Origin of the sequence: Micromonospora sp. MH99 (assembly GCF_021442385.1) — a bacterium.
Lineage (GTDB): Bacteria > Actinomycetota > Actinomycetes > Mycobacteriales > Micromonosporaceae > Micromonospora.
The window spans coordinates 1-13,996 of the sequence record NZ_MUZA01000037.1 but is presented as its reverse complement, the minus strand read 5'-3'; the positions used below and the strand labels follow the sequence as shown (position 1 = coordinate 13,996).

The 13,996-nt window shown below is 75.2% G+C and carries 14 protein-coding genes and 1 pseudogene; 9 read left to right on the top strand and 6 right to left on the bottom strand.

Annotated features, from left to right (window positions below; translation table 11 throughout):
* Positions 1–3 precede the first annotated feature (3 nt).
* Both B0E54_RS19450 and B0E54_RS19445 read right to left on the bottom strand, forming a co-directional pair.
* Complete coding sequence (locus B0E54_RS19450; protein ID WP_374109291.1) at positions 4–1,749, bottom strand: sulfatase-like hydrolase/transferase; 1,746 nt, start codon at positions 1,747–1,749, stop codon at positions 4–6.
* Entirely contained in the window at positions 1,749–2,657 is a 909-nt protein-coding gene (locus B0E54_RS19445) for a CDP-alcohol phosphatidyltransferase family protein (RefSeq protein ID WP_234586703.1), read from the bottom strand. The genes B0E54_RS19450 and B0E54_RS19445 overlap by 1 nt, the downstream gene beginning before the upstream one ends.
* A 93-nt stretch (positions 2,658–2,750) precedes the next feature.
* Here B0E54_RS19445 and B0E54_RS19440 point away from each other — a divergent pair, with 93 nt between their 5' ends.
* From B0E54_RS19440 to B0E54_RS19410, 7 genes are all read left to right on the top strand, one after another.
* On the top strand, positions 2,751–3,734 hold the full coding sequence (locus tag B0E54_RS19440; protein WP_234586701.1) for a zinc-binding alcohol dehydrogenase: 984 nt from the start codon (positions 2,751–2,753) through the stop codon (positions 3,732–3,734).
* Between the two features lie 2 nt (positions 3,735–3,736).
* The gene (locus tag B0E54_RS19435) at positions 3,737–4,135 is read left to right on the top strand and encodes a 6-carboxytetrahydropterin synthase (protein WP_234586699.1); all 399 of its coding nucleotides are present in this window, start codon (positions 3,737–3,739) and stop codon (positions 4,133–4,135) included.
* A gap of 14 nt (positions 4,136–4,149) precedes the next feature.
* Positions 4,150–5,226, top strand: coding sequence for a glycosyltransferase family 4 protein (locus B0E54_RS19430; protein ID WP_234586800.1), 1,077 nt, complete (start codon positions 4,150–4,152; stop codon positions 5,224–5,226).
* Positions 5,223–6,047, top strand: coding sequence for a class I SAM-dependent methyltransferase (locus tag B0E54_RS19425; protein ID WP_234586696.1), 825 nt, complete (start codon positions 5,223–5,225; stop codon positions 6,045–6,047). The genes B0E54_RS19430 and B0E54_RS19425 overlap by 4 nt, the downstream gene beginning before the upstream one ends.
* A 64-nt stretch (positions 6,048–6,111) precedes the next feature.
* Positions 6,112–7,050 (top strand): lysylphosphatidylglycerol synthase transmembrane domain-containing protein, encoded by a 939-nt coding sequence (locus B0E54_RS19420; RefSeq protein WP_234586798.1) that lies wholly within the window; start codon positions 6,112–6,114, stop codon positions 7,048–7,050.
* A 57-nt stretch (positions 7,051–7,107) separates the two neighbouring features.
* Positions 7,108–7,806, top strand: coding sequence for a GTP cyclohydrolase II (gene ribA, locus B0E54_RS19415; protein WP_234586694.1), 699 nt, complete (start codon positions 7,108–7,110; stop codon positions 7,804–7,806).
* Positions 7,803–8,510: a dihydrofolate reductase family protein gene (locus B0E54_RS19410; protein WP_234586692.1), complete on the top strand. Its 708-nt coding sequence runs from the start codon at positions 7,803–7,805 to the stop codon at positions 8,508–8,510. Before ribA ends, B0E54_RS19410 begins: the two co-directional genes overlap by 4 nt.
* Positions 8,511–8,519: 9 nt before the next feature.
* Here the strand turns inward: B0E54_RS19410 and B0E54_RS19405 are convergent, their stop codons facing one another.
* Positions 8,520–9,491 carry an RNA polymerase subunit sigma-70 gene (locus B0E54_RS19405; protein ID WP_234586689.1) on the bottom strand — a complete coding sequence of 324 codons (972 nt, stop codon included), beginning with the start codon at positions 9,489–9,491 and terminating at the stop codon, positions 8,520–8,522.
* 208 nt (positions 9,492–9,699) lie between these two features.
* Between B0E54_RS19405 and B0E54_RS19400 the strand changes: the two genes are divergently transcribed.
* Positions 9,700–10,113, top strand: coding sequence for an SgcJ/EcaC family oxidoreductase (locus B0E54_RS19400; protein WP_234586686.1), 414 nt, complete (start codon positions 9,700–9,702; stop codon positions 10,111–10,113).
* 45 nt (positions 10,114–10,158) lie between these two features.
* Here B0E54_RS19400 and B0E54_RS19395 read toward each other — a convergent pair whose 3' ends face one another.
* Positions 10,159–10,677, bottom strand: a complete 519-nt coding sequence (locus B0E54_RS19395; protein ID WP_234586683.1) for a hypothetical protein — start codon at positions 10,675–10,677, stop codon at positions 10,159–10,161.
* Positions 10,670–12,037 carry a molybdopterin-dependent oxidoreductase gene (locus B0E54_RS19390; RefSeq protein ID WP_234586681.1) on the bottom strand — a complete coding sequence of 456 codons (1,368 nt, stop codon included), beginning with the start codon at positions 12,035–12,037 and terminating at the stop codon, positions 10,670–10,672. The genes B0E54_RS19395 and B0E54_RS19390 overlap by 8 nt, the downstream gene beginning before the upstream one ends.
* A 235-nt stretch (positions 12,038–12,272) precedes the next feature.
* Here B0E54_RS19390 and B0E54_RS19385 point away from each other — a divergent pair, with 235 nt between their 5' ends.
* The gene (locus B0E54_RS19385) at positions 12,273–13,337 is read left to right on the top strand and encodes an NAD-dependent epimerase/dehydratase family protein (RefSeq protein ID WP_234586679.1); all 1,065 of its coding nucleotides are present in this window, start codon (positions 12,273–12,275) and stop codon (positions 13,335–13,337) included.
* Between the two features lie 330 nt (positions 13,338–13,667).
* On the opposite strand, the pseudogene B0E54_RS19380 reads toward B0E54_RS19385, so the two are convergent.
* A pseudogene (locus B0E54_RS19380) lies at positions 13,668–13,996 on the bottom strand (hypothetical protein); the annotation flags it as partial.

The following is a 13,996-nucleotide window of genomic DNA, read 5'->3' as shown; positions in this document are numbered from 1 at the left end:
GGGTCAGCGCGGGGCGGCGATCGGCGGCGTCGACGGCCCGAAGGTGGTCAGGAACCGGTCCCGGAAGGTGTCCATGGGCCACACCGGCGCGTCCGGTCCCGGGCGCAGTCCGTCCTGCCAACCCCAGCCGTTAACCCGGTCCAGCACCGCCGGGTCGCGGGCCACGATGGTGATCGGCACGTCCCGACTGGCGCCCTCGCCGGTCACCACCGGGGCCGGCTGGTGATCGCCGAGGAAGACCAGCACCAGATCGTCGTCACCGTAGGTCTGGACGTAGGAGATCAGGGCCTGGAGCGAGTAGGCGACGGCCTGGCGGTAGCCGGCCCGGATCCGGCCGGTGTCCCGGTCGTCGGCGTCGCCGTCGTCCTTCGCGCCGGAGTCGCCGTGGTAGATCGAACCGTCGCCCACCTCGTCCCAGCCGATCATGCGGGGCACCGCCGTCCACGGTGAGTGGCTGGAGATCAGCGGAATCTCCGCCATGATCGGACGGTCCGCGCCGGCGCGCACCCGCCGCTGGAAGAACGACAGCGTGTACTGGTCGGGCATCGGCGCGTAGCTGAACTTCGGGCCCCGGTAGCCCAGCGCCTCGGCGTCGTAGTACCTGTCGTACGAGAAGAAACCCTGCTCCGGCCACGGCTGGGTGGCCGCCGGCAGCACCCCGACGGTCTGCCAGCCCGCCCGGCGGAACGCGCCGTTGAGGGTGAGCCGGTCGCTGGCCAGCAGGCTCCGGTGCCGCTGCTCGTTGTCCGTCCACAGACCGGACAGCAGCGTGTCGTGCGCCAACCAACTGCCCCCGCCGAAGGTGGGGGAGGTGAGAAAGCCGCTGCGCGCGCCGTATCCGGCCGCGCGCAGCCGCTCGGTGCCGGTGTCCAGCACCGCGTTGACCTGCGGCGCCAGCTGCGGATCCTCGACGGCGTCGCGCCCGTAGCTCTCCACGAAGGCGAGGACGACGTCCTTGCCGCGCAGCCCGGTCAGCAGCTGGTCACCCGGGACGCCCTGGAACGGGTCGGCGTCGATCTGGGCGGTGAACCGTTCCCGGTCGTGCAGCCGCGCGTCCACCTGCTCGGCGTGCGCGCCGACCAGCGCGGTGGTCCCGGCGTCGGCCACCGGCACGCCCGGGACGATCCGCACGCCGGCCACGGCGCAGAGGACCCAGGCCGCCGTCAGGGCGGCCACCGCCCGGGTCGCCACCCGCTCGTGGCCGACCAGCAGCGCCGCCAGCCGCCGCACCGCCGCGGTCGCCACCAGCAGCAGCACACCGACCAGCAACACGACGCCGACCACCGCGCCGACCGCGCCGGCCCGCCCCGCCGAATCCCGCACGAAACCGAACGCGTCGTCCAGCAGCAGCCAGTCCAGCACCAGATCGAACGGCCGGTCGAGGGCCGTGCGAAAACCCAGGTCGGCGAGCTTCACGATGGCCAGCAGACCCAGCAGCGGCCCGAGCACGGCCACCACTACCCGCCGTGGTCGCGGCGGCAGCGCCAGCAGCAGCGCCGCGACCAACAGACCCTCCAGCGGGATCCGCACGAACGCGCCGGGCGTCAGCTCGCCGAGCCGGTCCGGGCCGACCAGGACGGCGTACACCAGCAGAACCGCCAGCACCGTGCCCACCCACCCCAGCGCCCGCCGCGCACGGCCGCGCGGCACCGACGACACCACGGGGGTACGCGCCGAAGCGTCACCGCTCGACGCGGGGCTCGGGCGTCGCCGGCCGGTCAGCCGGCGCAGCCGGGCGGGAAGGGTCATCACGGCCTCCAGTCGGAGTGGACCGTACCGCCCGAGCGGGCCGCCAGCGCGGGCGTGGGCACCGGCAGCAGCGGCGGTACGACGACGGGTGCGTGCCCGCCCAGCGGCAGCAGGGGCACCGCCACCGGCGCGGCGATCGGGACCGCAGGCGGGGTGATCGGCGGTGGGGCGGGCGCGGCGGTGATCGCCACGACCGACAGCGGGTGGGACCGCCGAGGGGCCGGGCGGCGACGCCACAGCCAGGCCACGTCCCGGCCGAACGACTCGACAAGCAGTGTCAACGCCGTCACCAGGACCACTGTGGTCCACGGCTCCGGCAGCACCCGCGCGGCGGCGACCGCCAACAACACGCCCTGCGCGGCGGCCACCACCTTGCGCCAGTAGCGCGGCGGCAACGTACCGCGCAGCCAGGGCAGCACGGCGCTGGCCGCGACGAAGGCGTACCGCATCGCGCCGATGGCCAGCACCCAGCTCCCCGCCGCCGGGGCGACGTACACGCTGAGAACCAGGATGAGGAACGCGTCGACCTCCATGTCGAAGCGGGCCCCGAGCGCGCTGACCGTGCCGGTGCGCCGGGCGACCTGACCGTCCACCGCGTCCAGCAGCAGAGCCACCGCGCTCAGCGCGACCAGCAGCCCCACCGGCGTCGGGTGGCCGAACGAGTCCACCACCAGCGCGGTGACCGCGCCGACCAGGACGGCCCGGGTCAGCGTCACCCGGTCGGCGGGGCCGAGCCGCGACGCGCCGGACAGGTGCAGGCCCCGGCTCAACGCGAGGCAGGTGAGCGCGGCGTAGCCGGCGCCGGCCAGCCAGCCCGCCGTGCTCAGACCCACGGTGGCGGCCAGTGCCGCCAGCACGACCAACTGCGCGCTCAGCCCGATCACCGGACCGCTTCGAACTGTGGGCACCGTACCTCCGTGTTTATGATCGACGACCCCGACAGGGAACACGGAAATCAGGGCCGTTCGGTTCGACCGGGACAAAAGGTGAGGTGTGCGAGGGTGATCCGCGAGGCGTACGCCTGCTGGGTGCGCGAGCCCGGCGCGGCGGAGATCCGGCCGGTGTCGCTGCCCGTGCCGGGGCCGGACGAGGTGCTGGTACGGGCCCGCTACTCCGGCGTCAGCCGGGGCACCGAGACGCTGGTGTTCGCCGGCCGGGTGCCCGTGGACCAGTACGCGGCGATGCGCGCCCCGTTCCAGGAGGGTGACTTCCCCGGCCCGGTGAAGTACGGCTACCTCAGCGTCGGCGTGGTCGAAGAGGGTCCGCCGGAGCTGCTCGGGCGTACGGTGTTCTGCCTGCACCCGCACCAGAGCGCGTACGTCGTGCCGGCGACCGCCGTCGTGCCGGTGCCGGACGACGTGCCGCCCGCCCGCGCGGTGCTCGCCGGCACTGTCGAGACCGCCGTAAACGCCCTGTGGGACGCCGCGCCCCTGGTCGGCGACCGGGTCAGCGTGATCGGCGCGGGCATGGTGGGCTGCTGCGTTGCGGCGCTGCTGGCGCGTTTCCCCGGCGTGGACGTCGAGCTGATCGACACCGACGTACGCCGGGCGGGGGTGGCCGGGGCGCTCGGTGTCCGGTTCGCCCGACCGGGCGACGCGACCGGCGACCGCGACCTGGTCGTGCACGCCAGCGCCTCGTCCGCCGGACTGCAACAGGCGCTGGACCTGCTCGCGCCCGAGGGCACGGTGATCGAGCTGAGCTGGTACGGCGACCGCCCGGTGCAGGTGTCGCTGGGCGGGGCGTTCCACTCCCGACGGCTCACCGTGCGCAGCAGCCAGGTCGGCATGGTCGCGCCCGCGCGGCGGGGCCGCCGCAGCTACGCCGACCGACTGGCCCTGGCCCTGGACCTGCTCGACGACCCGGCGTTCGACGCGCTGATCACCGGCGCGTCCCGGTTCGCCGAGCTGCCCGACGTACTCGCCCGACTGAGCACGGGTGACCTGCCCGCGCTCTGCCACCTCATCACCTACGACGACGGGGAGTGACAGTGTTCAGCGTGACAGTTCGGGATCACATGATGATCGCCCACAGTTTCCGGGGCGAGGTGTTCGGCCCGGCCCAGCGCCTGCACGGGGCGACGTTCGTGGTGGACGCGACGTTCCGCCGGCCCGACCTGGACGCCGACGGCATCGTCGTCGACATCGGCCTGGCCACCGAGCAGCTGCGGGCCGTGGTCGGTGAGCTGTCCTACCGCAACCTCGACGACGAGCCCGCGTTCGCCGGATTCAACACCACCACCGAGGTGCTGGCCCGTACCGTCGCCGACCGCCTGGCCGATCGGGTGCACGCCGGTGAGCTGGGCCCCGGGGCGCGTGAGCTGGCCGGCATCACCGTCACCCTGCACGAGTCACACGTCGCCTGGGCCAGCTACGAGCGGTCGCTGTGATCGACGCGGGCCGGCTGACGCCGGCCCACGCCGCCGAGGTCGTCGGCCCGCGCCGCCGTACGGTGCACGTCGTCCTGCCCGGCGACATCGACGACCCGGCGGCGCCCAGCGGCGGCAACACGTACGACCGGCGGGTCTGCGCCGGGCTCGGCGAGCGCGGTTGGCTGGTGCACGAGCACCAGGTGCCCGGAGCGTGGCCGCACCCCGACCCGGCCGCGCTCGCGGCGCTGGCCCGGCTGCTCGCCGCCACGCCGGACGACGCAGTGGTGCTCGTCGACGGCCTGATCGCATCCGCCGTGCCGGACCTGCTCGCCCCGCACGCGACACGGCTGCGCCTCGTCCTTCTGGTGCACATGCCCCTGGACCACGAGGCCGAGGGCCGGGCGCTGGCCACCGCGCGAGCCGTCGTCACCACCAGCGAATGGACCCGCCGTCGCCTGCTGGCCCGCCACTGGTTGCCGGCCGACCGGGTCCGGGTCGCGACGCCGGGGGTGACGCCCGCACCGCCGGCGGCCCCCGGCTCGGCAGCCGGCCACCGGCTGCTCTGCGTCGCCGCGGTCACCCGCCACAAGGGTCACGACGTGCTCGTCGACGCCCTGTGCGTGCTGGCCGAGATGCCCTGGACGCTGGTCTGCGCCGGCACGCTGGCCCGGGAACCCGAACTGGTGCACCGGCTGCGCGACCGGCTCGCCGGCGCCGGCCTGTCGGAACGGGTCCGGCTGGCTGGCCCGCTGACCGGCCCGGCGCTCGACGCCGCGTACGCCGCCGCCGACCTGCTGGTGCTGCCGTCGCGGGGCGAGACGTACGGGATGGTCGTCACCGAGGCGCTGGCCCGCGGCGTGCCGGTGCTGGCCACCGAGGTGGGGGGTCTGCCCGAGGCGCTGGGCCGCGCCCCCGACGGTGACCTGCCCGGGTTGCTTGTGCCGCCGGACGACCCGGCCGCCCTGGCCGGGGCGCTGAGCTGGTGGTGGGGGGACGACGAGCTGCGGGCGCGGCTGCGCCGGGCCGCGCTCGCCCGGCGCGACACCCTGACCGACTGGCCGGTGACGACCGCGCGCCTGGCCGCTGTGCTGGAGGAGGTGGCGGGATGACCGTCGAGGAGACCCTGCCGTTCGCCGACTGGCTGCGTCTGCGCGAGCCGGCCGACGCGGCGGCCCGCGCCGAGGACCTGGTGGACGCCGTGCGGCCCCGGCTGGCCGGCAGCGATCCGATCGTGATCCACGACCTGGGCAGCGGCACCGGCTCGATGAGCCGCTGGCTCGCGGCCCGATTGACCGGGCCGCAGCACTGGGTGCTGCACGACCGGGACGCCGACCTGCTGGCCCGGGCCGCCGACGGCATGGCCGGGGTGACCGGCGCCGACGGGGCGCCCGTCACCGTCGACACCCGCTGCGGCGACCTCACCCGGCTCAGCGCCGCCGACCTGTCCGACGGCGCGCTGGTCACCGCGTCCGCGCTGCTGGACATGCTGACCGCCGAGGAGGTCGAACGGGTGGTGGCCGCCTGCGTCGACGCCGGTCGTCCCGCCCTGTTCGCGGTCTCGGTGACGGGCCGGGTCCGGCTCACCCCGCCCGACCCGCTCGACGCCGCCGTCGAGGAGGCGTTCAACGCGCACCAGCGGCGTACCGTCGACGGCCGCCGGCTGCTCGGCCCGGACGCGGCCGACGCCACCGCCGCCGCGTTCGCCCGCCGGGGCGTGCCGGTGCGGGAGCGGCCCAGCCCGTGGCGGCTCGGCCCGGAGCAGCCCGACCTGGCGGCCGAGTGGTTCCGCGGCTGGCTGGACGCGGCCTGCGAGCAACGCCCGGAACTGACCGGCGCAACCCGGGCGTACGCCCAGCGCCGGCTCGCCGACGCCGCCGCCGGCCGGCTCGGCGTGCTGGTCGAGCATCGGGACCTTCTGGCCGGCGGATGAACCGTCGACGCCCTGGGTACGTGCACTAGAGAGGGTGGACGATCTTCAGGGAGGACCGGCGTCGATGGTGTGGGCCTGGGCACGAGTGGTCGGCGGGGTGGGCCTGCTCGCCGCCCTGCTGTGGCAGGTGGGTGGCGGCCCCTTCCTCGCCGGCGTACGGCTGATCAACGCGCCGGCGCTGGCCGCGGCCCTGCTCATCGGCGTGCTCACCACGGTCTGCGCGGCCTGGCGGTGGAGCCTCGTCGCCGGTGGCCTCGGCGTACGGCTGCCGCTGGCGACCGCGGTGGCGCACTGCTACCGGGCGGTGTTCCTCAACGCCACGTTGCCCGGCGGGGTGCTCGGGGACGTGCACCGGGCGGTACGCCACGGCCGCGACGCCGGCGACGTCAGCCGGGGCATCCGCGCGGTGGTCTGGGAGCGTACCGCCGGTCAGGTGGTCCTGGTGGCTGTCGCGCTGGTGGTGCTGGCGGCGTTCCCGTCGCCGGTGCGGCCGTACCTGCCGGCCGCGGCCGGCCTGCTGCTCGCGCTCGGGCTGGCCGTCGTGCTGCTGGCGCGGCGCCTGCCCGACGCCGGTAGGTCCCGGTGGACCCGCGGCGTCCGCACCGCGGTGGCCGACGTGCGGTCCGGGCTGCTGGCCCGGCGGACCTGGCTCGGCGTGCTGGTCGCCTCCGCAGTGATGGTCGCCGGGCACCTGGCCACCTTCCTGGTGGCGGCACGGACCGCCGGTTCGGACGCTCCGCTGACCCGGCTCCTGCCCCTGACCCTGCTGGCCCTGCTCGCCATGGGCCTGCCCCTGAACGTCGCCGGGTTCGGCCCCCGCGAGGGGGTGGCCGCGTGGGTGTTCGGCGCGGCCGGACTCAGCGCGGCCGAAGGTGTCGCCACCGCCACCGTCTACGGCGCACTCGTGCTGGTGGCCAGCCTGCCCGGCGCGGCCGTGCTGCTCGCTCGGCGGGCCCGCAATCCCACCACCACTCGGGAAGCCGCCTTGCGCGGTGGCTGTTGAGTCGTGGTGAGACGGTACGCGTCGCCGTCCCAGGACGGCGCCGGACAAAGGAGTCCCATGCCCGAAGCACTGCCGGTAGCCACGGTCCGTACGCAGGTCACGGTGCCGCTGGCGTTTCCCGACGGCTACACCACCACCGTCCGGGTGTTCACGTTCAAGGGCCTCATCGACGGTCGGGAACACCTCGCCCTCGGCCTGGGTGACTGGGCCGGGGCGCTGGACCGGCTCGCCGCCGGTGGCGAGCCGCCGCTGGTCCGCCCGCACAGCGAGTGCCTCACCGGCGACGTGTTCGGCAGCCAGCGCTGCGACTGCGGGCCGCAGCTGCGCGAGGCGGTGCAGCGGATCGCCGAGACCGGCGGGTTCCTGCTCTACCTGCGTCAGGAGGGCCGGGGCATCGGCCTGTACGCCAAGCTCGACGCGTACGCCCTGCAGGACGCCGGGCTGGACACCTACCAGGCCAACGTGGCGCTGGGCCGGGGCGAGGACGAGCGTGACTACAGCGCCGCCGCGCAGATGCTGGCCACCCTCGGCGTGCCGCGCGTGCGCCTGCTCAGCAGCAACCCGGACAAGGCCGAGCAGTTGACCCGGCTCGGCGTGGACGTCGTCGAACGCGTCCCCACCAGCATCTTCCTGTCCCCGGCCAACGCCGAGTACCTCGCGGCGAAGGCCGCCAAGGCGGCAGAGGCTGAGGCGGCGGAGGCCGAGGCGGCGCAGGCGCCGGCGGGTCGTACCCCTGACGGGCCCGTCTCCCGATGAGCTGCCGGCCGGCGTCGCCACGGCCGTACGTGCTGCTGAGCTGCGCCACCAGTATCGACGGGTACATCGACGACGCCTCCGAGCAGCGGTTGCTGCTGTCCAACGAGGATGATCTCGACCGCGTCGACGCGGTCCGGGCCAGTTGCGACGCGATCCTGGTCGGCGCCGCCACGGTCCGCCGGGACGATCCCCGCCTGCTGGTGCGGTCCGCGTCCCGCCGGGCCGAGCGGGTGGCGTGCGGGCGGCCCGCCTCGCCCACGAAGGTGACCCTGACCGCCCGGGGAGACCTCGACCCGACCGCCCGGTTCTTCACCGCCGGCGATCCCGATCGGCTGGTCTACTGCGCCAGCGGAGTGCTGGACAAGACCCGCGAGCGGGTCGGTCGGCTGGCCACTGTCGTCGACGGGGGCGACCCGGTCGACCTCGCCTGGATCCTCGCCGACCTGGCGGCGCGGGGCGTGCGCCGGCTGATGGTCGAGGGGGGCGGGACGGTGCACGCCCAGTTCCTCACCGCCGGTCTCGCCGACGAGCTGCACCTGGTGGTCGCCCCGTTCTTCGTCGGCGACCGCCGGGCGCCCCGGTTCGTCGGGGAGGGGAGCTTCCCCTGGCACCCGGGACGCCGCGCCCGACTGGCCGAGGCCCGCCAGATCGGCGACGTGGTGCTGCTGCGCTACGCGCTCTCCGACCGCTTCGGCCAGACCTGAGCCCGCCGCTCAGCCCACCGTGGCCGGCAGCGCGAAGGCGCGCAGCACCGCCGGGTCCTGGAAGACCACGTTGTGCGCCACCCCGGCCGGCGCGATGGTCAGCACCTGCACCGTGTGCAGGCGGTACCCCGGGCCGTCCTGCCGGCAGTACGCGGCGAGGGTCGGCTGACCGTTCGCCGCCGTCGGCAGCACCCGCCAGTCCCGGCCCCGCAGGGCGAAGACCCGGGACATGAACCGGCCGTACGCCTCCCGGCCCGAGTACCAGAGGGGGACCGGCGGCATCTCCAACACCGCCGTGTCGGTGAGCAGGTCGACCAACGCGGGTACGTCGGCGGCCTCGAACGCCCGCACGTACCGGTCCACCGTGGCGCGCACCTCGGGATCATCGGCCTCCCGCACGCCGTCGTCGCGCAGCCCGGTGTCGGCCAGCCCGGCGCGTGCCCGTTGCAGGGCGCTGTTGACGCCGGCGACCGAGGTGCCCAGCTGCCCCGCCACCTCGGCGGCGCTGAACCGCAGCACGTCGCGCAGGATCAGCACCGCGCGCTGCCGCGGCGGCAGCAGCTGCAGGGCCGCCACCAGCGCCAACCGCAGGCTGCTGCGCCGCTGCACCACCATCTGCGGGTCATCGGTGTCGGTGAGCCGGGCGTCCGGCAGCGGCTGGAGCCAGGGCACGTCCATGCGCGGCGTCAGCGGCGCGTCCGCGTCCTCGCTGGCCGGACCGAGGCCGGTCGGCAGCGGTCGGCGGCGGCGACCCTCCAGTGCGGTCAGGCAGGCGTTGGTGGCGATCGCGTAGAGCCAGGTACGCGGCGTGGCCCGGGTGGCGTCGTAGCGGTCCCGCGCCCGCCAGGCCCTCAGCATCGTCTCCTGGACGACGTCCTCGGCCTCGTCGACGGCGCCCAGCATCCGGTAGCAGTGCGCCAGCAGTTCGGGTCGCAGCCCGGCCGCCGTCGTCACGAAACCGTCGCCCGCCAGCACGTCCATGCGCCACCTCCACCGGCAGCATGCCAGCGCGGCACGCTGCCGCCCACCAGCGACGTGGTGAGAGATGTCGACCGTCGGCAGCGATGAGTTCACTGCCGCCCGCTGGTATCCCCTGTGAGACGTGCCGTCGGCCCGCGCCCGTCGGCTCGGCGTGACACGTCCAGCGCGGCGCCGGATCGACGGCGCCACCGACAGGGAGGTCATCCGCATGAGCAACACCTCGCTCGCCCCGAAGGGCGACGCATCAACCGCGACCAAGGCCATCCTCGACCTGTTCCGGCGCCTCTACGCCGCCTGGGGCGACAACGACGCCGACGCCTTCGCCGCCCTCTACCGCCCGGACGCCACAGTGGTCATGCCCGGAGTGCTGCACCGGGGCCGCGAGGCGGTGCGGGCGCACATGGCCGCCGGGTTCGCCGGTCCGCTGAAGGGGTCCCGTGGGCTCGACGAGCCACTGGACATCCGAGTGCTCGGCGACACCGCGATCGTCGTCAGCGCCGCCGGCATCCTGATGGCCGGTGAGGACGAGCTGCCGAGCGAGCGGCGTCGGCACGCCACCTGGGTCCTGCACCGCACGGACGGCGCCTGGGCCGTCGCGGCGTACGCCAACGCGCCGGCCTGACCGCTGGGGGCGCCCGACCGTCGGCCGGTCGGGCGCCCGGGGCCGTCAGCGCCGGGCACGGGACGCCGAACCGCGCCGGCCCAACGCCGCGCGCAGGCCGTACGTCGCGCCGCTGAGCAGGAAGAGCGCCGCGCTGAGCACCAACCAGCGCACCAGGTACGGCCGCTGGGTCTGGCCGGTGGCCGCCTCGTGGGTGGTCTCGCCCCAGCGCAGGATGCCGGGGGAGTAGACGACGAACAGCAGCGCCGTGCCGAGCGCCGGCACCCGCAGGTGGTTGAGCAGCGTGACCCGGTCGCGAACCACCGCGCGCAGCACCCGGTCGGCGCTTGCGTACACCGGGAACAGCACCAGGTCGTGGGCGATGACCGCGCCGACGAACCAGAGCAGCATCCGGCCGAACGTCGCCTCCTGCGCCAGCCGCAGCGCCACCCAGCCGGCGAGCACGATGACCGCCGTGACCAGGACGAGGTGCCACGGCGCGGCGCCGTAGGCGGCGCGCAGTCGGCCGGCCCGTCCCGCGGTCGGCCTGTCTCGTCCCGCGGTCGGCCCGGCCCGCTCAGCCATCGGCCTGACCCCGGAAGTCGATCTCGGCGACCCACTTCGTGCAGTGCACCCCGGGCAGGGCCGGCACGATGACCCGAGCCGGGTAGCCGTGGTCGGGGGCGAGGTCGACGCCGTTGACCCGCAGGGCGAGCAACGAATCCGGATCGAGGATCTGGTTGGGGGCGAGCACCGCCGTGCGGAACAGCCCGGCCTTCTCCAGCGACGACACGCGCGCCGAGGCCGGGTCCGCGACCCCGGCGAGCGCGGCCAGGTCACGAAGACGGACGCCGGTCCAGGTCTGCCGGGTCGACCAACCCTCCACGCAGGAGATGGGGAGGTCGGCGGTGTGCTGCGCCATGGCGAGCAGGCCGGGCCGGTCCAGGGTCACGGTCCGGCCGCCGCCCCGCAGCGTCAGCCGCCAGGACGCGTCGGTCTGCTCGGGGCGTACGCCGGCGGCGGCGACGGTGCGGTTGACCGGGAAGCCGTTCGGCCCGGTGCCGGGCTGTCGTCCGCGGGGCAGCAGCAGCGCCGTGCGCCGCAGGGGACCGTCCAGGCTCTGCCCGATGGTGACGACGGCGAGCAGCAGCGCCCCTCCGCCGACCAGTCCGACCGCGCCGCGCCGGCTGACCGTGGCCGGCCCGGGTTCGGCGGCGACCAGACCGTCCGGGTCGGGCGGTTCGGGTCGGGTCGCGGCGCGCGGGGTGCGCAGCTCCGTGCCCAGCGGGCGGGACCGCAGCGCGGTCACCAGCCGGGGAAACTTGATGATCACGTGCGCCACGAAGGCGCCCGTGAAGATCCACGCTCCGAAGTAGTGGGCGGTGTAGAAGTCGAAGCCGAACACGTACGAGTACTGGATGTTGAGCAGGCCGGTGGCGATCTGGAACAGGATCCCGCCGACCAGCAACAGCAGCGTCAGCCGTTCCAACACCTGGGCCAGGGAGCGGGCCGGCGGCCAGTCGAACAGCTTCGGCAGCACCGACCACAGCTTGCCCAGCACCACCGGGACGAGCACGATGCCGAGTGTCACGTGCAGCCCCTGGGTGACCCGGAACAGCCACGACGGCCGCGTCGGCCAGTCGAACGCGGGCAGCCGCAGCCAGCCCACGTTCGTCGGGAACGCCTGGTCGAACTGCGGGCCGTAGGCGGCGTAGTCGAGCAACCCGGTGATGATCACCAGCGGCAGCGCCACCAGCAGCACCGAGCCGTAGACGGCGGTGAGCCAGGGGCCGCGCAACGGGCTGCGCCAGCTTCGTTCGACGGCGTCCACACCCGGTGGGGCGTGCTGGGCCAGCCCTCGCCAGAACCGGCGCGGAGCGCCGTAGCCGTCCGCGTCCGTTGCCCGGGTCCCGCTGCCGCTCGGGCCGGGTCTGCTAACCGGCACCCGCTGCCCCTTCCTCGCCGTCACACGCCTTGTCGTCCACACCGGTCGGCCCGGCCGGCGCGTGGGGCGGCGGCGGGCACTGCCGGCAGGTTAGACCGCGGGGGTACGGCCGGGCCGGGTTTACCGCATTACCGAACGCTTACCGGGGCGCGGGCACCCGCCGAGCTGTTGCGAACTCCTTACGGGTCCGCCGAACCGGCCCGCCGGGCGTCCCGTGCGCCCTAGCGTGACCGGCATGCGCGTACTGGTCACCGGCGCGGCCGGGTTCATCGGGTCGCAGGTCGTCGACCTGCTCGTCGAGCAGGGCCACGAGGTGGTGGCGCTGGACGCGCTGCTGCCCCAGGCGCACGGCGGTGAACTGCCCACCTGGTCACGCGGGCACCACGTGGTCCACGGCGACGTCCGCGACGGCCCCCTGCTGGACCGGCTGCTCGTCGGCGTGGACGCGGTCTGTCACCAGGCGGCGATGGTCGGCCACGGCCTCGACCCGTCGGACGCCCCCGACTACGTCACGCACAACGACTACGGCACGGCGGTGCTGTTGGCGGCGCTGCACCGGGCGGGCATCGGCCGGCTGGTGCTGGCCAGCTCGATGGTGGTCTACGGCGAGGGGCGCTACGCCTGCCCCGAGCACGCCACGGTGCGCCCCGCGCCCCGCCGGTCCGAGGACGTGACAGCCGGCCGGTACGACCCGACCTGCCCACACTGCGGCCGAGGACTCGATCCGGTGCTCGTGCCGGAGGACGCGCCGCTTGAGCCCCGCAGCACGTACGCCGCGAGCAAGCTCGCCCAGGAGCACCTGGCCGCCGCCTGGGCCCGGCAGACCGGCGGCGCCGTGTGGGCGCTGCGGTACCACAACGTGTACGGCCCCCGGATGCCCCGCGACACCCCGTACGCCGGGGTGGCATCGATCTTCCGGTCGGCGCTGGCGGCCGGCGTGGCACCCCGCGTGTTGGAGGACGGCCGGCAACGGCGGGACTTCGTGCACGTCACCGACGTGGCGCGGGCCAACCTGCTGGCCCTGGACAGCAGCGCGCCGCCCGCCACGCTGGTGCCGGTGAACGTCTGCTCGGGCGAGCCGCACACGGTCGGGGAGCTGGCGGTCACCCTGGCCGAGGCGATGGGCGGGCCGGCCCCGCAGGTGGTGGGTGGGGCCCGCGCGGCCGACGTGCGGCACGTCGTCGCCGACCCTCGCCGGGCCGTGGAACTGCTCGGCTACACGGCGCGCGTCGGCTTCGCCGAGGGTGTGGCCGGCTTCGCCACCGACCCGCTACGGGAACCAGCCGCAGTCGCAGGCTGACCGCCCGCCGCCGCTGGCGCCGCCCTCCACCGCCGCTGACTGACCGCCCTCGGCCGCACCCCTCCGCCGCCCGCCGCCCCTGACTGATCGCCCTCCGCCGCCCCGCCGCCGTACGCCCGCCGTGCCGCCGCCCGTCGTCCACCGTCGAATGATGCGCGCGGTGGTGGTGCTTGCGGCGATCGGCGCGCGCCGAGGCGGTACCGACAATGAGCGTGATGCCTGTGAGTCATCAAGATGACTCACAGGCATCACGCTCAGCCGGGTGGCCGGGTGGCCGGGTGGCCGGGTGGCCGGGTGGCCGGGTGGCCGGGTGGCCGGGTGGCCGGGTGGTCAGGAGACCGTCCAGACCAGGTGGTTGACGGCCAGGGCGGTGAGCGCCTGCGCGGCCAGCCACCAGCGCCGGGACCCTGTCGGCAGGTGGGCGGTGGCCACCAGCAGCCACACCACGAACGGCAGCCAGATCCGCTCCACCTCGGCCTTGCTCAGCCCGGACAGGTCCGCGCCGAGCACCGCCACCAGGGCGGCCAGCGGTAGCAGCACAGTGGGCCCGGCTGCGCGTACCGCTGCTGCCGCAGGCATGGCCAGCCGGCCGACGGCCCGCCACCCGCTCGCGGCCGCGCCCGGCCCGAAGCGCGGCCCACCCGGCGCAGGCCCGCCCG